The organism is Cupriavidus sp. FW305-3-2-15-C-LB2 (assembly GCF_058787575.1).
The window spans coordinates 1-19,970 of the sequence record NZ_JBYSZW010000087.1; the positions used below are offsets into that span (position 1 = coordinate 1).

Here is a 19,970-nt window from a genome sequence, read left to right on the forward strand (position 1 = left end):
CCACCTACGTCCGCCCCCCTCGCCGCCCTACCCACTCCGCTGGAGCAGTTACGGCTGCCGTCGGCGCTGTCCGGGCACGACGGCAGCAACCGAGCGCCCGCCACGGCCACCCGCATCGCGGCGACCGACGACCTGTCCGCCGTGACCGCCTGGCTCGCGCGCTACGCCGACAGCGCGGCGACGGTGACCGTTTATCGCCGCGAGGTGGAGCGGCTGATCCTGTGGGCCGTGCTACAGCTCGGCAAGCCGCTGTCTTCCCTGACGCACGAGGACCTGCTCGTCTATGAGCGCTTTCTGGCCGATCCGCAGCCGGCCGCCCGCTGGGTCCTGGCCGGCAGCAAGAAGCTCGCGCGCAGCCATCCGGACTGGCGCCCGTTCGCCGGGCCGCTGTCGCCCGGCAGCGTGCGCCAGGCGCTGGTGATCCTGAACGCGCTGTTCGCCTGGCTCACCGAGGCGGGCTACGTGGCCGGTAACCCGCTCGCCCTCGCCCGCCGTCGGCGCGCGCCAACCAAGGCGCGCATCACCCGCTATCTGAGCCACGACATGTGGGCGATCGTCAAAGACACGGTCGAAGCGATGCCAACCGAAAACGCGCGAGAACGCCTGCATGCGGCGCGCTGCCGCTGGGTGCTGACCGTGCTCTATCTGGGCGGCTTGCGTGCGTCGGAGGTGACGGCCACCCCCATGGGGGCGTTCTTCTGCCGCCGCGATGCCCAGGGCATCGAGCGCTGGTGGCTGGAGGTGACCGGCAAAGGCAGCAAGACGCGGCTGGTGCCGGCGACCGACGAGCTGATTGCCGAACTGGCGCGCTACCGCCGCGCCCACGCATTGCCGCCGACTCCGCAGTTCGGGGAGACGCGGCCACTGGTGCTGCCGGTGATTGGAAAAGCGGACAGCGAGAAACCGCTGTCACGCGGAGCGCTGCACCTGATCCTGAAAGAGGTGTTTGGCATGGCCGCGGCGCGCCTGCGCGCGCGGGGGCCGGAATGGGAAGCACAGGCCGCGGTGCTGGCCAGTGCCTCGGCCCATTGGCTGCGCCACACCGCTGGCTCGCATATGACCGACCAGCAGGTCGACCTGCGCTTTGTGCGGGACAACTTCGGGCACAGCTCGCTGTCGACGACGAGCGGCTACCTGCACAGCGAGGAGGATGCGCGGCATGAGGCCACGCAGGAGCGGCATCGGATTGGTTGGGGAAGCAAGAAATAGCAACCGGGCGCCGTATCATCACCATCGTGAAATTTCGGCGCCATCCCATTGATGCAAGCTTCCCGTTCAAGTCTTCGGGCGCATCAAGGTGATTAATTGCATTTTATAAGAGCCGCTTACGGGACATGAGGAGGCGGGTCGAACGCGCGCATTGGCGGCGGCGTCTCGTCGAAGCGCTCTACTTCTGTTGAGGATCGCCATTCGTGCGAGCCACGCTCAACATTCATGCGAACGTAGCAATTTTTCGCTCAGCATTCGTGCGACTGTATCTTTCCCATGCGAAACAAGGTCCCGGTGGCGTGAAGTGTAGTAATCGCGCTCCCTGTGCGAAGTAATGTTGATTCGCGCGCTTAATCACGCAGAACGTATCATCTTTACTTCCGCAGTTCGGAGAAATCGTGTCCCCTGCGCGACTACTCTCACTCTGCGGCAAGGCCACCTCACATTCGGAGTTCTCGGCTGCGATTGCAGCCTTATTTTGGAATGTTTCGCGCGAACGCTCCTTTTAATCACCCCGAGCGAATCCGCGTAGTCAGAGCGAAAAGTAGTAAAGATGACACGAGGTGACGGACCCGCGATCGTTTCAGAATTACTTCGCGCCTCACGAAAGTGCCAGGATTACTACTCGAAAAATCGTAGCAATGTTGATACGGACGCCCACACAAGAAACGCTAACTTATTGATTTAATTGGCCTTGTGCTCAGCCACTGACGAACTACTTTTATTACACTTCACGCCCGGTAACGTCGCCACACCGGAGTGTTACCGGGTAACGATCATGAGGAGTGCAGATGGCGCAGACGACAGCACAGCGGCAGGCCGCCTATCGGGCAAGGCGCGCGACGGCGGGCAAGGACGGCAACGGAGAGCGGCGGCTGGATATGTGGGTCAGTACGGAAGCCGACCTTGCTCTCGCCCGGCTGGCGCACCGTTACACGGTAACAAAGCGTCAGATGCTGGAGCGGCTGATCGCACGAGCGGACGACGCGATCGTGCGCAGGCTCAATCCGGATTCGGAGCAGTGGGATCTCTATTTCAACGTCCCCCGCTAGCGCCTCGCTGTTACCGGGTAACGAGGGGCTTCTCTCCGTGTGATGGAGTCCCCGACTTGGGGGCAACTGCGTATTCCGGTGAACGTGACCGCCGATTCCGGATGAACGTGACCGATTTTCCCGGCTGTCCGGAATGGCCGATCACGATGCCGGAATGGCCGGTCACGATACCGGAATCGGCGGTCACGTTGAACCGGAATACCCAGGCAACTATCGACCCGCCGCTCAGGCAGGGTGCGGCGGCGCGGTTTGCCGCCGGGGGAAGTTGAACGGCAACAGGTCGCTGATGTCAGCCTCCAGCGCGCGCTGTGGCAGCTCTGTGAGCACGTGGAGCAGATAAGCATACGGCTCGACCTCACAGGCGCGGCACGTAAGCATCAGGCTGTAGATCATGGCGCTCGCCTTCGCCCCCGCGACAGTGTCTGCAAAGAGCCATGCCTTTCGCCCTGTGCAGAATGGGCGGATGTCACGTTCGACCGGATTGTTATCGATGGGCGCACGCCCATCGATAACATATCGGCTCAGGTATTCCCACTGGTTGCGCGCGTAGGCGATGGCCTTGCCCAGCAGGCTTTCCGGCAGTACCTGCGGCGCCTGCTGGTCCAGCCATGCCTTGAGGGCTTCCAGCAGCGGCACGCTGTGCTGTTGACGCAGCCGGTACGTGTAGTTGACGCGCGTTTCGCCTTCGGGCAGGTCTGCCTTGGCGAGCGTCTCGACCTGATACAGGGCCTGGAAGTACTCGAGCGCCTTTAGTACTCGAGCGCTGGGCTTTTTCTGCCCCTTTTGCGCATCAACGAACATTCTCCTCGCGTGCGCAACACAGCCAAAGTGGGTAACGCCTTCGAGCGTGCGCCAGGCGCTGTAGCCATCGGTCATTAGCATGCCCTCGTAGCCGGCGAGAAACGCCTGCGGATACTCCTGTCCGCGCCCCGGCTGGTAGTCGAACAGCACCACCGGATGCTCGCAGTCCTCCGCGCTGCGATACACCCACATGTACGATTTGCTCTGCGCGGCCTTGCCTTCCTCCTTGAGCACCTGCACCGTCGTCTCGTCGCCATGGATCAGTGGCTGCGACAGCAGCGTGCGGCGCAGCGCCTCGTACAGCCGGCTGTAGTGCAGTTGCGCAGGCCGGATGATCCAGTTGGCCAGTGTGCCGCGGCCAACTTCGATGCCGGCGCGACCCAGCGCGTCTTCCATCCGATAGAGCGGCGTGCCATCAACGTACTTGCCGGTGGTCACCGTTGCCAGCATCGCTGGGCTGGCGTTGCTGCCCGGCAGTGGTTGCGCCGGCATCGGCGCAGTCAACACCGGCGTGCGTTCGGCATTGCGCTCGCAGTGCCGACACGCGTATTTGAAGCGGACGTGCTGCAGAACGGAGACCTTTGCTTCGATGTGCAACTGCTCGCTGACTTCCTCGCCCATGCGGTGCATCGAACCCTGGCAACATGGGCAGATCTTCTGGTCCTCGGTCAGGTCGTACTCGATTCGCTGGCGCGGCATGTCCGCCGGCAGCGGCTTGCGGCCACGTTTGCGGCCTGCGGGCTTATCAGGCTCTGGCAGCCCCGTGTCTGGCGGCGCGAGCGCGTCATCCTCATCGTCGTCGGCCGGCTCCGCAGTGGCCATTTGTTCGGCTTCGTCGAACACTCGGTCCTTGAGCTTCTCGCTGCTTGGTGCGAAGCGTTTGGACTGTGCGAGGCGGAACTGTTCCTCAAGGAGCTTGATGCGCTCGTTCAGCTCGGCGATGTGCTGGGCGTTGGTGGCAGCCTTCGCTTCGAGCTCGCGGATATAGGCCTGGGCGGCCGGCGGCAATTGGGAGAGGTCGTGTTCGTTCATGCTGAACACGATAGTGCAGCCATGGCGCAATCGGGTATACGTCACCCCGAACGACCATCAAGCCGTGTGCTGATATTTGCGTGACGGGTGGCGCTTCACCGCGTCCACGTCGATGCCGTCCAGCAGCCAGTGCAACTGCTCGGTTGTCAGCTCGATCACCGCCTGCTGGCGCCGTGGCCACACGAAGCGGTCTTCCTCCAGGCGCTTGAGCAGCAACCAGAAGCCGTTGCGGTCCCACAGCAACAGCTTGATGCGGTTGCGCCGACGGTTATGAAAGGCATAGACGGCGCGGGCAAACGGATCAAGCTGCATCGACTGTTCGACCAGGGCAACCAACCCGTTGATCCCGAGGCGGAAATCCACCGCATTGCGGTGCAGGTAGACCTGTACGTTAGCGTCGAATCGGAACATCAACGCGCTCCCAGCGCTTCGATCATCGCCTTCACCAGCGCAACGTCCTGTCCGCCGCATTCAAGTTCGACCGTCACGCCGTTGGGCAGCCGCGCCGTCAGTAGTGCAGGTTTCAGCGACGGTCGTACCGATGGTTGGGTGGAAGCAGGCGCCTGGGCTGGCAGGCATTCCCGCGCCAGCGGCGACTCCGGAACTCGCTTTACCCCGCTAATCTCGATGACCGGTACGAACGCTGGCACTGCAAGCTCCGCGCTGTCGGCCGCCGCGGCTTCCGTTGCCGCTTGGTGCAGCCGAATCCACTTGCGCAACTGGTTCGTATTGATGCCGACCTTGAGCGCCATCCCAGCTACCGATACCCCTGGCCGCAGACACGCCTCGACCAGTTGGCGCTTATCCCTGGGGTCAAAGTCTCGCTTCCCGTTGGAGCGAACACGGGTCACTCTCAGCGGCGGAACTTCACATTCGTTGTCCATCATGCTTGCGTCCGCAAATGGTGGTTGCGGACGCAAGCCTGCCCACTCTCAGCCACAAAAGCTAGGTGCGCTTAATTTCGCGCTTACGGTGGTTATGCCCACGCGGGCTTGCATGGCCTGTGTACCGCGGTGCTGCTCGCCGGCTTCGGTATGGCCTACTGGCTCTGGCTAGGGATCACCGACGCTGTCGTTCACTACATGATCGATCGCTGGAAGGTGCGTCTCGGCCGACGCGCCAAATTGACACCGAATCTGCCGCAGTTCTGGTGGGCATTTGGCCTGGACCAGTACGCGCACGTGCTGACCTATCTTGCCATCGTCTGGCTGGTTGGGAGGCTGGACTGAAAGCGCTGAGACCCCCTGCCAGCGACGCGCAGGGGGGACCAGGGCTGGTAGCTGGAAATCGTCGGTCGCAGGCGACAAGCCAAGACCCCGGTGCCTGTGACCGACTCGGTGATTGCCGAGCTCGCCCGCGACTGACGCGCGCATAAGGTGGCGCCGACGACCGGCCAGCGAAGTGACCACGCGGCTCACTGTCGACGAGCACGCCGATCACCAACACGATTATGTCGCGAACAGATAGGGCGCGGCGGAGAGAGCGTTCTTGAAAATCAAGGGTCCCGAGCGCGTCGTGCCAGGGACCGCGTACTTCCATTTTCCGCTTACGCCTTGGCGTAGGTGCCGGCGGACATGACCTCAACGGCAACGAAGGGCTGGACGCGTGCTGGCCTGTAGACGCTGCGAGCGTGTCGAGGTAGATAAGGCCGTCGGAACCGACCTCCAGGTACGTCACCTCGAAACCCCGCCGCTCCAGTTCTCGGCGAGTGTCAAGCACGGCCGTGTGCTCGGGGCGAACGGTCACTAGATGCCGCCGCTCGATCGAACTGCGCAGCGCCCTTGATCGCCAAGTTATTCCCCCCGGTCGCGCCCGAGGTCCAGATGATCTCGCGCGGGTCGGCGCCAAGCAACTGCACCAAGTAGCGGCGTCTGGCACGTCGGAAGGCAGTTGTGCCAGACGACTTGTTACTATCGTCCGGCAAGCCAGACTGTATGCCCGCTAGAGGCCGCCCCCGTAGGCGAGAGAAGCCCATGTGTGCCCTGGACGCAAGGCCCCTCTAGCCAGTAGCCAACCCGGCAACCGCCCGATTGAACGCGCCTGGGTTGGCAATATTCATGCCGTGAGATGCTCCGGCAATTGTCTGACGCTCAGCGCGCCCGATCCATTCTTGAAGCTTCTCGACCGTGCTACGGAACATGCGCGGACTCTTTTGCCCGTCGATCAGCAACGTTCGACACTGGATTTCACGGGCGGCTTCACGTGTGTAGGCGGGCAACGGGTCAAGCAGCTGCTTCGGCAGTGTGGGCGCATTATCGAGCGCCATCCTGCGGAAGCTCTGGGAACTCTTGCTCCAAAAGCCAGGCATGGTTACCGAGTCTACAAACAGATTCAGACCGGCATCGAATTCGCCCTGCTCAATCAGTTCTGCGGCCTTCGCTCTCAACGCGTGGGTGGCCGGCGGCAATTTTCCGGCCTCTGCTTGCGGCGTTGCCTGCACTGGGCCGCCCGGATCAGCGAGGGTGAGCGTCTTCACCAAGTGAGGGTATTCGCGCGCCAGGTGAAACGCGATGCAACCGCCGCGCGAGTGCCCGACCAGATGGACCGGCTCCAGACCCAGCGCCGCGATGAACTCCGCAATTTCAGCGACGTGCGCCTCCCAACTGAAGGCGCCGCGTCCGAATGCACCGGTTTCCGGCCAATAGTGGCCCAAGCTCGGAGCGAAGCAGTGGAAGTTCTTCGATAACGAAGCGAGCTGCGGGTCCCAATAGCGGAAATCGCACAGCGACCCGTGCACGAATACCATTGGCTCGCCGCTTCCAGCTTCCACGTATGGAACGGCGATGCCAGAGGCGGTGGAAACAAAAGAGGGTTGTGGCCAGGCACCGGCAAGAGCCAGCGTAGTAAGGGGCGCTCGGGCATTCATGTCTAACTCCTTTTCGCAGACTTTGCTGCACCGCACCCAAAAAGAAAATCGCATAATATTGATGGAATCTTTCAGATTTTCTGATACCTGTACAAGAGAAAGCGCATGAGCACTGAGCGGAAAGCCCTCGACGTCGACGTTCTCACCATGATCATCGCCGTCGCAGATACGGGCACGATCAGCCGAGCGGGCGACCTCGTGCATCGCTCGCAATCGGCGGTGAGCATGCAGATCAAAACGCTGGAATCGGCCCTCGGCAAGGCGCTCTTCGTGCGCAAGCCGCGCAGCGTGATTCCGACGCAGGACGGAGAGGTCCTTCTGACGTATGCGCGCCGGATCATTGCACTACGCGATGAGGCATGGGCAGCGGTCGTGCGACCGGACGTCACTGGCCGCGTGGTGATCGGCGTACCTGACGATTACGCGACCTCACTGTTTCCGCCGATTCTCAAGAAGTTCTCGGCCAGCTATCCCAAGGTCGAAATCCAGGTGATCGGGCTACCCAGCGTCGCGCTAGCCCCGATGCTGCGAGACGGCACGGTAGATCTCGTCTGCGCGACACGTGTCAAAGGGCTGACCGGTGAGTTCTTGCGGCATGAGCCCATGGTGTGGGCAGCCGCCCCAGGCTCCACTGATATCTGGCGAGAGCGGCCGCTACCCATTGCCGTGTTTCTGCCTGGAAGCGTCGCACGCGAGAAGGCGATTCGAAGCCTTGAGCGCGTAAAGATTGCGTATCGAACCTCATATGAGAGTCCGAGTCTGCTGGGCCTGCTAACGATGGCCCGAGCCGGCCTCGCCATTACCCCACTGGCACGGTGTGCGGTGCCGCCTGACTTTACGTTGCTCGGGTCTGCGCAGGGACTGCCTGAGATTGGCACGCTCGAGATCATACTTGCGCGGAGTGTCAAGTCGAACCGGCCCCCCTGCGATTTTCTCGCGGAACGTATTGTCGCTGAGCTACACGCATAAACGCGCTGCGATGGCGTTCGCCCCAGATATACGAGTGCGTGGGAAAGTTGGGGAGAACGATGTCGAAAGAGGGCCGTGCTGCAACTGGATAAGCCACTCTCGTCACTGACTCATGAGGACATGCTCGCCTACGAGCGCTTCTTGGCCGACCCGCAACCGGCGGCATGCTGGGTGCTGGCCGGTACTAGGAAGAACGCTCGCGGGTGGTCACCCTAATCGGCGCCCGTTTGCCGGGCCGTTGACCGCCAAGGCGCGTCAGTATGGCTTTGATGAAGCTCAAGAATCGCAGGACATGTTCCTGCGGCAGTTCGACAAACTACGCGCGAATCGGATCATTCCATAGTCGCCGGCTCAATTGCGGTTCCCTATGCGCGCAACTGAGCGCAGGACGTCAGCTTCCGCCGGCAAAAACTATCGTTCCTCACCAAGCCCCCTTCGCCTTCTTCCCACGCGTTTCCGAGATTCTGGGCTGCACGCGGGTTTCCCTTCCGGCATCGCCTCACCCGTCAATGCGGGGGCACACGGACTCTTGCTCATACATCGATCTGAAGTGACTGGCTAACGGTCAAGTCTTGCAGCCAACTTGTAGCGAGCCTGGAGCAGGCAATCGAACGCGCGGTGTAAGACTGCCCGGTGTGGCCGGTGACCGAGGCATGGATGGCCTTGCAGGATGTCAGCCTGATTGCTCCAGTAACCGTAGTCGCCGAGCTTGGCGATTAGCGACGCTTCTCCGATGCGCCGCAACGGATGGCGTATTCGGGCCTGGTGCCAAGCGAGCATTCCAGCGGCAAACGAGACCGACGAGGCGGCATAACCAAGGCCGGCAATAGCCACGTGCGGCGGGTGTTCGTCGAGGCCGCCTGGACGTCATCCGGCGCGCAAGACGGCCGTTCTCCAACGGCGCGCAGACCAGTAGATTGCATAGTGCATGCCTCAGTGGCCGCTTTGTCTCGTTTCCATCACATACATAGTTTTCAGGTTGCGGCACACGCAACGCAATCTTGCGCAGCGGGCCAATTCTCTCTGACAGCATTGGCGCCTAACCTTTAAGACATCACCGTGATTTGAGCGCGACCCGAACCCGAGCTGGCGCACGCTGATCGGTTCGAGGCACGGCATGGACGCCAAGCAAGGACCAAGTCACGACAGCCTGAACCCGCAACGGTCGGCTGCTAGTCCTTGCATTGATCGCTGTGCTGTGCAAACTCACGTTTTTTAGGGAAACTACGATGGCAAAGTTGGTGGTGCTATACAAGAAGCCTGCAGACACGGCGGCGTTCGATTCATATTACTTCTCGACCCATGTTCCAATCGCCAAGAAAATCCCCGGCCTGCGACGCTACGAGGTCAGCAGCGGCCCAGTTTCAAGCCCTGCCGGCGATTCGCCGTTTCACCTGATTGCAGTGCTGAGCTTCGATTCGCTGGCTGCGCTCCAGCAGGCGATGGCTTCCCGTGAGGGCGCCGCCGCGGCAGCTGACGTCGGCAACTTTGCCCCGTCCGGCGTTGACATGCTCATATTCGACACCAAGGAAGTTTAGCCTGGGTTTTACGGCCCACTTTCTTTGAGAGGAGGTGGGTTGTACCCGCTATCAAGATAAACATCGCGATGCAGGAGGTCCCGGGGGCAAGCCGCATGTCAAATGGCACCACAGCTGGCGCGGGACCCGTCATTCGCGCCACATGGAGCGTGACCTACAGACTGGTTGTTTGCCGCGCGCTCAGGGCTCCATACAGTGGGCACATGGCTCCTCGTCAGCATCCGCAGCGTCTTCGAAGGTATGCTGATTCTGCAGCTAGCTGTGCATCACCTCGCATCGGATCAACATCGTTGCCGCCGGCTCCTCGTCACCGCCGGCATGGCCGGCTTTGGCTGACACATCGCAGATATACTTGCCGGGAGACAAGGCATCCGCATTCATCTTCAGACGTTCAGTACCTCGTTATACGGATAGAAAAGAACCGCTGGCATCGAAGCTCAGTGTTGGCTCAGTCCTCGCCTGGAGCACATCCCTGGAAACGCCCGGGGCCATCTCTCGGACGATGAGGCCGGCGCCAGTCACATCGATGACCGCCAGGTCGGTGATGATGCGGTTGACCACTCCCGCTCCGGTGAGCGGCAATGAACAGCGCTCCAGGATCTTCATCTCGCCATCGCGCGTGTTGTGTTCCATAACCACCACGACGCGGCGCACTCCACCGACGAGGTCCATCGCGCCACCCATGCCCTTGACCATCTTTCCCGGAATCATCCAGTTTGCCAGGTCCCCAGCCGCGCTGACCTGCATGCCTCCCAGGATCGTAAGATCCATATGACCGCCGCGGATCATCGCGAAAGACATCGATGAGGAACAGATGGATGCGCCTGGCGCCATCGTGATGGTTTGCTTGGCGGCATCGATCAGGTCAGGATCGATCTCGTCTTCATACGGAGGTGGTCCAATGCCGATCAAGCCATTCTCTGATTGAAGCCATACCTGCATGCCGTCCGGCACGTGCTGAACTATCTTCGTTGGCAACCCAATGCCCAGATTGACATAGTCCCCGTCGCGAAGTTCGGCGGCCGCCTTCGCGGCCATCTGGTCATGCGTCCACGCCATGTCTTGCCTCCTTGTTGTCGCGCGAGCGGAAGCTCTTGCGTTCGATACGTTTCTCCGGATTAGGAACAACAACCAGACGGTCGACAAAGATGCCGGGCAGATGGATCTCGTCGGGATCGAGCTGACCGACTTCCACAAGCTCTTCCACTTCCACCACCGTGATGCGCCCGGCCATCGCAACTTCCGGATTGAAGTTGCGGGCGGTACGGCCGAACATGAGATTGCCGGCACGGTCGGCGACTCGCGCCTTCACCAGCGCAATATCGGCCTTGAGGCCGCGCTCCATGACGTAGCGCTCGCCATCGAACTCGCGTACTTCCTTGTTGTCGGCCACGACGGTACCAACGCCCGTCCGTGTGTAGAACGCCGGAATGCCAGCGCCGCCAGCGCGCAGCCTCTCCGCCAATGTGCCCTGAGGATTGAATTCGAGCGCCAGTTCGCCGCTGAGGTACTGGCGCGCGAACTCCTTGTTCTCGCCTACATAGGACGCGATCATTTTGCTGATCTGACGAGTCTGGAGCAGCAGGCCCAGTCCAAAATCGTCAACGCCGGCGTTATTGCTGATACAGGTGAGACCGGTCACGCCGGTATCGCGCAATGCGCAGATCAGGGCCGCCGGAATGCCACAAAGCCCGAATCCTCCGACTGCTATGGTCTGTCTGTCCTCGACAATGCCATCGAGCGCGTCCATGGCGCTTCTGAATAGTTTGTTCATCTCCGTCACCATCCACTTCTGACAAGGGGTTCTGACAGATCAGTCGAGGAAGTCCGCCGACGTCGCTGTCGTGCTGCCCATTATTGTTCGTGCTTTTTTCAACAACAACGGCAACGAACGCAAGGTCGTTGTGCGCAGATGCACAAAGGATGACGGGAGGGTTGGGCGAAAGCGGTGTTGCGGCTAACTATCGCCGAAACTCGTCCGGGTGACGGGAAACGACTTCGCGAATGAAGTCCCACACACAGCGGATACGCCTGATCCGGAACAGGTCTTCGGGCGCGGCGATCCACAAAGTGCGCGTAATCAGCGGCTGGTCAGGGAAGATGCTGACGAGATCTGAGCCGGTGCCAGCGACATAAGGCGTCAGCAGGACCAGGCCCATCCCCGCTGCGGCGGCGGCCCGCTGGGCCAGGACGCTCGTCGTGGTGAAGTGCCGTCTGGGACTCGGCGTCAGCTCTTCGAGGATGCGATACCGCTCGCTGACCGAGCCGTCGTGGACGTAGTCCACGAACGCGTGCTCGGCAACATCGGCAAGCGCCCCGATCGCAGGGCGGGCCTTCAGATACGCCGGCGAGCCATAGAGGAAGTAGTCCACTTCAGCCAGGCGCGCCGTCGTATAGCGGCCGACCTGCGGCGGCTCCAGCGTCACCAGGATCTCGACCTCGCGCGTCACGAGGCTGGGAAACTGGGGCTGCGCCATCAACTCGACATGCAGATCGGGATGCCGGGCATGGAGATCCACCAGGCTGGGCGCCAGCACGTTGATGCCAAACGCCTCTGGCGTGCCAACCCGAACCGTGCCGACGACGTCGCCCGACTGGCCCTCGCTCTCTTCGATGGCGCCGAGCAACGCATTCTCCATCCGCTCCGCATGCGGAACCAGCGCCTTGCCGGCGTCGGTGAGGGAATAGCCATTGCGACGCCGGTCGAACAGCACCGTGCCCAGGCTTTCTTCCAGACGGTCAATCCGACGTGACACGGTCGAGTGCTCAACACCGAGCTTTTCCCCGGTCAGGGAAATCTTCCCGTTCCGCGCAAGTTCGAGAAAGAACCTGAAGTCGTTCCATTCCGGATGTTTCCGCATGGCATTTCCATATGTGCATGGACGCACAGTAATCTTGCATATTTGCCGTTGTCGTGCAAAAAAGCAATACACATAATCTCCAACACCTCGAGCCGACCCCGCCGGAACCAGACAGGGCGCGCCAGCGTAGCGACCGCCGCACTCGTTGCTCGAGGATCCCAAAATAAGTGTTGGAGACACCCATGTCCGTCGTTGTCGCGCTCGCCGCCCTGGCGTGCCTGATGGTGGCCGCCTATCGCGGCTACAGCGTCATCCTGTTCGCCCCGCTGGCCGCGCTGGGCGCTGTGCTGCTGACCGATCCGTCAGCGATCGCGCCGGTCTTCTCCGGCGTCTTCATGGAGAAGATGGTCGGCTTTGTGAAGTTGTACTTTCCCGTGTTCATGCTCGGCGCCGTGTTCGGCAAGGTGATCGAACTGGCAGGCTTTTCCGAATCGATCGTCGCCACCGCGATCCGGTATATCGGCTCTGCGCGCGCCAACCTGGTCATTGTGGCCGTCTGCGCACTGCTGACCTACGGTGGCGTGTCGGTGTTCGTGGTGGTGTTCGCGGTCTATCCGTTTGCCGCCGAGCTCTACCGTCAGGGCAATATCCCGAAGCGATTGATGCCGGGCGCCATCGCGCTGGGCGCATTCTCGTTCACGATGGATTCGCTGCCGGGCACGCCGCAGATCCAGAACATTATCCCGACCACCTTCTTCAAGACCACTTCGTGGGCCGCGCCGATGCTCGGCATTCTGGGGTCCCTGTTCCTTGTCCTGGTCGGCCTGTTCTATCTGGAATCCCGCCGGCGCGCCGCAGCCAAGCGCGGCGAGGGCTACGGCACTAACCTCCTCAATGAGCCGCAACGAGTGGAAAGAAGCAAGCTGCCTTCGCCGCTGCTGGCCATCCTGCCGCTGATTGTGGTCGGCGTGTCGAACTTCTGGCTCACGCGCCTGATTCCGCTCTGGTACGGCCACGCCCACAGCGTGTCGTTGCCGGGCTTGTCGAAGCCGGTCGAAACCAAGGTCGCAAGCGTGACCGCGATCTGGGCCGTGGAAGGTGCGCTGGTCCTGGGCATCGTCGTGGTGCTCGTGACGGCCTTCGGCGCGGTGCGCCGGCACTTTGCGGAAGGCACCAGGGCAGCCGTCTCGGGCGCGCTATTGGCGTCGATGAATACCGCGTCAGAGTACGGATTCGGTGGCGTGATTGCCGCGCTGCCAGGCTTCCTCGTGGTCAGCGACGCGCTGCGCGGCATTCCGGACCCGCTTGTGAACGCGGCCATTTCCGTCAGCACGCTGGCCGGCATCACCGGCTCGGCATCGGGCGGCATGAGCATCGCGCTGGCCGCAATGTCCGAAGCGTTCATTCAGGGTGCGCACGCCGCGCAGATTCCGCTGGAGGTACTGCATCGCGTGGTCTCGATGGCCAGCGGTGGCATGGACACGCTGCCCCACAACGGCGCGGTCATCACGCTGCTGGCCGTCACCGGCCTCACGCACCGCGAATCGTATCGCGACATCTTCGCCATTACCTTGATCAAGACGCTTGCCGTGTTCTTCGTGATCGGGGTGTTCTACACAACCGGACTGCTCTGACGCGCCGGGCCCGCTTCCGGCTTCTCGCTGTTTATTCAAAGGATGAAAGCTGCCATGAATCATCGCACCTTGTATCAGGACTACCAGAACATTGCATTCGACCGTCCCGCCACGGGCGTACTTCGCCTGACCCTCAACAAGCCCGAGCGCATGAATGCACTGGATTCGCGTGGACATGCCGAGCTGGCCGAAGTCTGGAAGGGGATCGACAGCGACCCGGAGGTCAGCGCGGTCGTCCTGTGCGGCGCAGGCCGGGCCTTCTCCGCCGGTGGCGACTTCGAGATGATTCGCGAGATGACGGAGGACTTCGACGTCCGGACCCGTGTCTGGCGTGAAGCCCGGGACCTGGTCTACAACATCATCAACTGCTCGAAGCCGATCGTCTCGGCCATTCACGGTCCTGCGGTCGGCGCGGGACTGGTGGCCGCCCTGCTCGCGGACATCTCGATCGCGGCCAGATCCGCACGCATCGTCGACGGCCATACCCGGCTGGGTGTCGCGGCGGGAGACCACGCAGCCATCGTGTGGCCCCTGCTCTGCGGCATGGCAAAAGCGAAATACCACCTGTTGCTCTGCGAGCCGCTCAATGGCGAAGAGGCGGAATCGATCGGGCTGGTTTCGCTGTGCGTCGACGAGGCCGCGCTTCAGGACAAGGCGGTGGAAGTGGCCACACGGCTCGCATCGGGGGCTCCGTCGGCGATTCGCTGGAGCAAGTATGCGTTGAACAACTGGCTGCGTCAGGCCGGCCCGATTTTCGACACCTCGCTGGCACTGGAATTTATCGGCTTTGGCGGTCCCGAGGCACGCGAAGGGCTGGCCTCCCTGCAGGAAAAGCGCGCGCCGGCATTCTCGCAGCGCTCTTCGGTCTGAAGGAGATGAAATGATGGAAATGAAGAGGGTGGCCTTTGTCGGCGCTGGAAGCATGGGCGCGCCCATGGCTCGCTGTGCGCGGCGCGCAGGATTCGATCTCATCGTCTGCGATCGGAATCAGGCCGTGCTCGACGCCTTTTCGGGCGAGGGAGCGCGCGTGACAACCTCGGTGGCGGAATGTGCCTCTGCAGATGCGATCATCGTCCTGCTAGCCAACGACGCTCAGATCCTGGAAGCGATGCTCGGGCCGGGCGGACTTGCAGACGCCTTTCCGGCGGGACACCAGCCAGTCGTTTGCATGATGAGCACGACCTTGCCCGATACGCTCCAGACCATCAGCGCCGGCTTGCGTGCTTCCGGGGCACGCCTCATCGATGCGCCCGTCAGCGGTGGGATCGTGGGCGCAGAACAAGCCACGCTCACGGTCATGATGGGGGGCGATCCAGAAGATGTGGCTGCTGTGATGCCGTTGATGAGATCGATGGGAAAAAACATCTTCCACTGCGGGGCCCTTGGCTCTGGCGAGGTTGTGAAAATCATCAACAACATGCTTTGTATCGCAAACATGTTCCTGACGGCTGAAGCCATCGACCTGGCGGAACGCTATGGCGTCAGCTTTGAGAGCCTCGCCCCCATTCTGAATGTCAGTACCGGACGCAATTTTCTTACCGAAGATGCCGGGATTGGCCGAAGCCAGTACGCCGCATGGGCCCGATCCGAAGCCGCATTCACTTCACTTCACAATGTCGTCAGCAAGGACCTGCACCTGGCAAAGAAGCTGGCGGATACGACCGGTATCGATTTGCGGTTACTGGATCGGGTCTCCCAGTATCTCGACAGCACCGATAGCCAGGCAATGCAACGATGGATGCGCCATGGTCACGTAGTTGCTTGAACCACGCTCATCTGAGGTGATGAAGACGCGGCTTGCGCCGTTCGAGGCATTGCCACTTCGCGGATTCGATCACGCGCTTTGCGCGTGGTCTAGGGTTGGCGCGCAGCGCCGACCGGAGCAGCGCAGAGCAGGAGATCGACGCAATGAACGGTCTGCACCAGCAACTTGAGACAGCAAATGAGCCGTACTGGCCCGCCATGTATTTTCATGATCGTGAAACTATGTCAGTTTGGGTGATGGTCACCTAAGGCAGGAGGGCCGTACCGACTGGCACGCACCTCTGCTAGCCGCATACAGGATGTAGGCTTGTACCGGGCGACATGGAGCGTTAGGTCTTCCGGCTGAACAGGCCAAGAATGAAATCGCGCGCATGAACGATGCGTGGATTGCGCATCGAGGCCTTGTTCCATACCAGATAGAGGTTGTTGGTCGGCGCGTCCTTGGCTCGGGTGACGGAAACCAGTCGTCCCGACGCCAGCGCCTCGGTGCACTGATAGTCGGGCAACACGCTCCACCCCTGTCCCTTGACGACCAGGTCCTGGATGATGCGCAAATCGGGGATGGTCAGCGCGGCCTGCAATGTCGGCGCAAATTGGAACATGGCCGCCCAGATCGGCCGGATCAATGGCAAATCCTCGTCATAGGCAATGAGCGGGAGCGCCGGAACGTCCGAAGATGGTCGAGGTGGCTCATGGCGTCGACTTATCGCCGCTGGCAACACGCTCGCGACGAAGATCAGGTAGTGTGACCGCGGCCTGTATGAAGCAGCGTCCACTTGCCTACCGTCGCACGCCAGCCGGGCTCCCGACAGTATCTCACCCATAAGAATATTTATCCAAGTCCTTAAAATTGATTCCTCCGTACTCGGAGCAGAGGTCAAGAAACGCTGCTCGGATGACAGCATCAGCTCGCCCAGCAGCAATAAGAATAATTATCCATAGACAAAAAAATAATAATTTTATCTATTTATGCAAGCGCTCTACGATTCGTATCAGTTGCGGCGTCAAGCCGCCCTCAAGGACAGTCGAGAGAGATCCATGCCATTTGTTGTTTACATCTTCACGCTCAGTGCGTTTGCACTGGGCCTCGCGGAGTTCGTTCCCATCGGCCTGACCGACGTCATGGCACACAGCCTGAACGTCGATATTGAGCAAGCCGGAAGCGCTGTGACGACGTACGCGCTGGGCGCGACCTTTGCCGCGCCAGTCCTGACGGCTTTGACGGCCGGATGGACGCGCAAGTGCACCATGCTGATGACCGTCTTAGTCTTCACCGTCGGCAGCCTGGCCGCGGCCGTCGCTACCAATCTGTCCACCTTGCTGATCGCGCGTTTCGTCGCTGGAATGGGGCACGGCCTGTTCCTAGCGGTTGCCTCCAGCACGGCAGCTCGTCTTGTGGGAGCGAAGAAGGCCAGCAGCGCTGTGGCCGTCGTATTCGGTGGCTTCACGATCGCCATGGCAATCGGCGTCCCGGTCAGCACTTACCTGGGCGGCACGATCTCCTGGCGCCCGGTGCTCGGCGCGATCGGGGCATTCGGTGCATTGGGCTTCCTGGGCTTACTGCTGGGCATGAAGGAGCCTCCGCAAACGCAGGGGCATGAAGGTTCGGACTCCGTCGGCCAGGCGTTGAAGGCGATCGTCGACCCCGTTCTGCTCTTCGCCGCCCTCGTGACGGTCCTGGGCTATGCCGGCTCGTTTACCGCCTACACCTACATCGCACCGCTGCTTACGAAGGTCACGCACGTCAGCAGCCAAACGGTCGGCATCTTTATGCTGGTCTATGGCGTGCTTGCCGCGATTGGCAACGTGATCGGGGGCAAGCTTACCGACCGACTCGGGGTAAACCGGGCAAGCGTAGCCTTGATCGCCGGCATTACCACCATCGCACTGGGCATGTGGGCGCTTGCCTCGTCATCCCCCGCAATGGGCATTCTTGTCGCGCTGCTGGGCATGTTCACCTTCGCTGCAGTGCCGGCCCTGCAAGCCCGTCTGGTCGGCGTCGCCGAGCAGCATGCTCCCCACGCCCATGGCGTGGCCGCCGGCCTGAACATCGCCGGCTTCAACTCTGGTATCGCGCTCGGTTCCCTGGTCGGCGGCATGACCCTCGGCACCCTGGGCGTTTCCTACACCGGCATCGCGGGCGCCGTGATCTCCACCCTCGGTTTGATGGTACTGCTTGTGCAACTGGCTCGCAGCGGGGGCGTTGACTACCGCGCGGTGGCCGGGACGGGTCACTAAGGCGCCGACACCAATCGAGCAGCATGGATGCTCAATAACGGCTATGACTTAGCCCTGGCCGAACAGGCCATCGCAGGCGGCAAGGCCGACCTGGACGCCTTCGGCCGGTCCGTATCAACAACCCCGATCTTGTCGAACGCCTGCACCATGGAACGCTGCTGGCCCGGGTGAACACCGACTGGTTGGATGGCGGCGCACAGGGCTACACTGACTACCCGACGCTGGAGAATCAAAGCTCCTGAGTACGGCTACCGAGTCGAGCTTAGGAGACTGGTCTGTCGTGCGAGGGTTTAAGGTGCGCCGGGCCAGGAACTCTACGCCGTCGATGTGCTCGGCCAGGCTCGCGCAGTCGCGGAAGGCCTGGTGCATCTGCGCGCCCCAAGCGCCGTGGTGGCAAGATCCTCATTGAGGCCGAGCTGAATCACCACGTCGTGGGCGGCGAGCTGCTTGGACGCCTTCCAGAGCTCCTGGTCGTATGCACCTAATGGGACCCGCGATAACCGGACACCAGCCAGGCGGTACAGAGGCCACGCACACTGTCGAGCTCACGCTGTATTATCGGCAGGCGAACCAGTGCCTGAATGCCTGTCAGGAATGTTCGCTGCTCGGCTGCTGCCAAACCCCATGCACCAGTAGCCTCGCTTGAGTAACCACGCGGGCCGCCGTGGTGGTGCCCGATATGGGCGCGTACCAGCACTTCCTGAGCAGGACACTGACCCGCATCCGGGGCGTTGAGCACATACGGTCCAGCTTTGCACTCAAGACCGTGCAGAACCGTACGTCCCCGATACTCTAGCGCGGGCCGGCGGCCAGCGGATGCTGGCACATCGCGGATCAGCCGAAGCCGCCCTATGGACACTACGGCTATTTTCAGCAGCGCCGCGCATCAGACTCTGCGCAATCTGCTCTACCACGGGCTGTCTCTGCGAACGACACACTGTAGTTTCTGCCGACACATGTGTCTTTCAGACGATTACCGGCTCTTCCTTCATCCGTAGCGGAACGCAAGCGTTGGTATCTGGCATGACGCTTGCTCAAGTAGCTCGCGCGGCCAAACTGGCTGACCCCATCTGACCTTTCAAAACCCGAACTTTTTCAAACCCACCTCTACGATGAAACCTCGCTTGATTCGAGGTCATATCTTGGTGTGGGCGTGTCTATCCTGAATGGAGAATCCTCCTTTGTCACCAGCCCTTTTCACCCCCCTTCGCGTGCGGAATCTTGATCTCCCGAATCGCATCGTCATTTCCCCGATGTGCCAGTACTCGGCTACCGATGGTTGCATGAGTGACTGGCACCTGATCCATCTCGGACAGCTATCCCTCTCCGGGGCCGCGCTCTTGACAATCGAAGCAACTGCTGTGGTGCCGGAGGGCCGCATTAGTTACGGCGACGTCGGTCTCTACAATGACGCAACAGAATCCTCCATGGCCAGGACCCTCGAAGGCGTGCGACGCTGGTCAGATATGCCCATTGCCATCCAACTGGCCCACGCTGGCCGCAAGGCTTCGACAGACATCCCGTGGCTTGGACGCAGTCAGATTCAGCCGGATCATGAAAACGGCTGGCAAACTGAGGCCCCATCTGCCATTCCGTTGGATTCCTCCTATCTGCCACCAACCGCTCTCGACAAGGACGGCCTAAAGCGGGTGCGAGATGCATTCGCCGCCGCGGCCAGACGCGCCGCCCGGCTCGGCATCGATGCCGTCCAGATTCACGCTGCGCATGGCTATCTCCTACACACGTTCCTGTCGCCACTTTCGAATCAGCGCACAGACGAATATGGGGGATCTCTGGAGAACCGCGCCCGCTTTCCGCTGGAAGTCCTCGACGCGGTTCGGGATGCCTTTCCTTCCGACCGCGCCGTTTCGGTCCGCATCTCGGCGACCGACTGGGTTGAAGGGGGCTTCACGCTCGATGAGGCTGTCGCCTTTTCGCAGATGCTCGAAGCCCGCGGGGCGGATGCCATTAACGTGTCGACTGGCGGCCTGCATCCCGCTCAGAAAATTGTGCTCGCGCCGGGCTACCAGGTGCCGCATGCACGCGCCGTCAAGGCCGCGGTGAAG

19 protein-coding genes and 4 pseudogenes are annotated in these 19,970 nt (G+C 61.6%); 14 read left to right on the plus strand and 9 right to left on the minus strand.

Annotated elements, in window-relative coordinates:
- Positions 1-1,209: tyrosine-type recombinase/integrase (locus tag AC3WRR_RS34715; RefSeq protein ID WP_492299456.1), on the plus strand; the 1,209-nt coding region annotated here is incomplete at its 5' end.
- Positions 1,210-2,000: 791 nt separating this feature from the next.
- Entirely contained in the window at positions 2,001-2,261 is a 261-nt protein-coding gene (locus AC3WRR_RS34720) for a hypothetical protein (RefSeq protein WP_058697623.1), read from the plus strand.
- A gap of 225 nt (positions 2,262-2,486) precedes the next feature.
- Here the strand turns inward: AC3WRR_RS34720 and tnpC are convergent, their stop codons facing one another.
- Genes tnpC through tnpA form a run of 3 tightly spaced genes read right to left on the minus strand, consistent with a single transcriptional unit; the run spans position 2,487 to position 4,981 of the window.
- Positions 2,487-4,094 (minus strand): IS66 family transposase, encoded by a 1,608-nt coding sequence (tnpC, locus tag AC3WRR_RS34725; protein WP_058697683.1) that lies wholly within the window; start codon positions 4,092-4,094, stop codon positions 2,487-2,489.
- A gap of 57 nt (positions 4,095-4,151) precedes the next feature.
- Positions 4,152-4,505 (minus strand): IS66 family insertion sequence element accessory protein TnpB, encoded by a 354-nt coding sequence (tnpB, locus tag AC3WRR_RS34730; RefSeq protein ID WP_058697622.1) that lies wholly within the window; start codon positions 4,503-4,505, stop codon positions 4,152-4,154.
- Complete coding sequence (tnpA, locus tag AC3WRR_RS34735) at positions 4,505-4,981, minus strand: IS66-like element accessory protein TnpA (RefSeq protein WP_058697621.1); 477 nt, start codon at positions 4,979-4,981, stop codon at positions 4,505-4,507. The genes tnpB and tnpA overlap by 1 nt, the downstream gene beginning before the upstream one ends.
- 102 nt (positions 4,982-5,083) lie before the next feature.
- Here tnpA and AC3WRR_RS34740 point away from each other — a divergent pair.
- Positions 5,084-5,323 (plus strand): annotated as a pseudogene (locus AC3WRR_RS34740) (DUF3307 domain-containing protein); the annotation flags it as partial.
- A 388-nt stretch (positions 5,324-5,711) separates the two neighbouring features.
- Here AC3WRR_RS34740 and AC3WRR_RS34745 read toward each other — a convergent pair.
- Positions 5,712-5,964, minus strand: a pseudogene (locus AC3WRR_RS34745) (aminotransferase class V-fold PLP-dependent enzyme); the annotation flags it as partial.
- Positions 5,965-6,093: 129 nt separating this feature from the next.
- Positions 6,094-6,960: an alpha/beta fold hydrolase gene (locus tag AC3WRR_RS34750; protein WP_058697620.1), complete on the minus strand. Its 867-nt coding sequence runs from the start codon at positions 6,958-6,960 to the stop codon at positions 6,094-6,096.
- Between the two features lie 105 nt (positions 6,961-7,065).
- On the opposite strand from AC3WRR_RS34750, the gene AC3WRR_RS34755 reads away from it, so the two are divergent.
- From AC3WRR_RS34755 to AC3WRR_RS34770, 4 genes and pseudogenes are all read left to right on the plus strand, one after another.
- On the plus strand, positions 7,066-7,929 hold the full coding sequence (locus AC3WRR_RS34755; protein ID WP_058697619.1) for a LysR substrate-binding domain-containing protein: 864 nt from the start codon (positions 7,066-7,068) through the stop codon (positions 7,927-7,929).
- Positions 7,930-8,001: 72 nt separating this feature from the next.
- Positions 8,002-8,176: pseudogene (locus AC3WRR_RS34760) on the plus strand (tyrosine-type recombinase/integrase); the annotation flags it as partial.
- A 314-nt stretch (positions 8,177-8,490) separates the two neighbouring features.
- A pseudogene (locus tag AC3WRR_RS34765) lies at positions 8,491-8,842 on the plus strand (transposase); the annotation flags it as partial.
- A 316-nt stretch (positions 8,843-9,158) separates the two neighbouring features.
- A complete protein-coding gene (locus AC3WRR_RS34770) occupies positions 9,159-9,467 on the plus strand; it encodes an EthD family reductase (protein WP_058697618.1) in 309 nt (102 codons plus the stop codon).
- Between the two features lie 402 nt (positions 9,468-9,869).
- Here the strand turns inward: AC3WRR_RS34770 and AC3WRR_RS34775 are convergent, their stop codons facing one another.
- The 3 genes from AC3WRR_RS34775 to AC3WRR_RS34785 form a co-directional block, all read right to left on the minus strand.
- Entirely contained in the window at positions 9,870-10,526 is a 657-nt protein-coding gene (locus tag AC3WRR_RS34775; protein WP_058697617.1) for a 3-oxoacid CoA-transferase subunit B, read from the minus strand.
- Complete coding sequence (locus AC3WRR_RS34780) at positions 10,510-11,241, minus strand: CoA transferase subunit A (RefSeq protein WP_058697682.1); 732 nt, start codon at positions 11,239-11,241, stop codon at positions 10,510-10,512. Before AC3WRR_RS34780 ends, AC3WRR_RS34775 begins: the two co-directional genes overlap by 17 nt.
- Positions 11,242-11,428: 187 nt before the next feature.
- Complete coding sequence (locus tag AC3WRR_RS34785; protein ID WP_058697616.1) at positions 11,429-12,328, minus strand: LysR family transcriptional regulator; 900 nt, start codon at positions 12,326-12,328, stop codon at positions 11,429-11,431.
- A gap of 182 nt (positions 12,329-12,510) precedes the next feature.
- Between AC3WRR_RS34785 and AC3WRR_RS34790 the strand changes: the two genes are divergently transcribed.
- Genes AC3WRR_RS34790 through AC3WRR_RS34800 form a run of 3 tightly spaced genes read left to right on the plus strand, consistent with a single transcriptional unit; the run spans position 12,511 to position 15,667 of the window.
- On the plus strand, positions 12,511-13,902 hold the full coding sequence (locus tag AC3WRR_RS34790) for a GntP family permease (RefSeq protein ID WP_058697615.1): 1,392 nt from the start codon (positions 12,511-12,513) through the stop codon (positions 13,900-13,902).
- 54 nt (positions 13,903-13,956) lie between these two features.
- Positions 13,957-14,772 carry an enoyl-CoA hydratase/isomerase family protein gene (locus AC3WRR_RS34795; protein WP_058697614.1) on the plus strand — a complete coding sequence of 272 codons (816 nt, stop codon included), beginning with the start codon at positions 13,957-13,959 and terminating at the stop codon, positions 14,770-14,772.
- Positions 14,773-14,782: 10 nt separating this feature from the next.
- Positions 14,783-15,667: an NAD(P)-dependent oxidoreductase gene (locus AC3WRR_RS34800; RefSeq protein WP_058697613.1), complete on the plus strand. Its 885-nt coding sequence runs from the start codon at positions 14,783-14,785 to the stop codon at positions 15,665-15,667.
- 328 nt (positions 15,668-15,995) lie between these two features.
- On the opposite strand, the gene AC3WRR_RS34805 is transcribed toward AC3WRR_RS34800, so the two are convergent.
- Positions 15,996-16,571, minus strand: a complete 576-nt coding sequence (locus tag AC3WRR_RS34805) for a LysR substrate-binding domain-containing protein (protein ID WP_081050245.1) — start codon at positions 16,569-16,571, stop codon at positions 15,996-15,998.
- Between the two features lie 133 nt (positions 16,572-16,704).
- On the opposite strand from AC3WRR_RS34805, the gene AC3WRR_RS34810 reads away from it, so the two are divergent.
- The 4 genes from AC3WRR_RS34810 to AC3WRR_RS34825 form a co-directional block, all read left to right on the plus strand.
- Positions 16,705-17,904, plus strand: a complete 1,200-nt coding sequence (locus AC3WRR_RS34810) for an MFS transporter (protein ID WP_058697681.1) — start codon at positions 16,705-16,707, stop codon at positions 17,902-17,904.
- A 27-nt stretch (positions 17,905-17,931) separates the two neighbouring features.
- Positions 17,932-18,075: a hypothetical protein gene (locus AC3WRR_RS34815; protein WP_176844242.1), complete on the plus strand. Its 144-nt coding sequence runs from the start codon at positions 17,932-17,934 to the stop codon at positions 18,073-18,075.
- Between the two features lie 499 nt (positions 18,076-18,574).
- Positions 18,575-18,700: an Lrp/AsnC ligand binding domain-containing protein gene (locus AC3WRR_RS34820; protein WP_256333796.1), complete on the plus strand. Its 126-nt coding sequence runs from the start codon at positions 18,575-18,577 to the stop codon at positions 18,698-18,700.
- 370 nt (positions 18,701-19,070) lie between these two features.
- Positions 19,071-19,970, plus strand: a 900-nt coding sequence (locus AC3WRR_RS34825; RefSeq protein ID WP_492299463.1) for an NADH:flavin oxidoreductase/NADH oxidase, incomplete at its 3' end; no start/stop codon positions are given.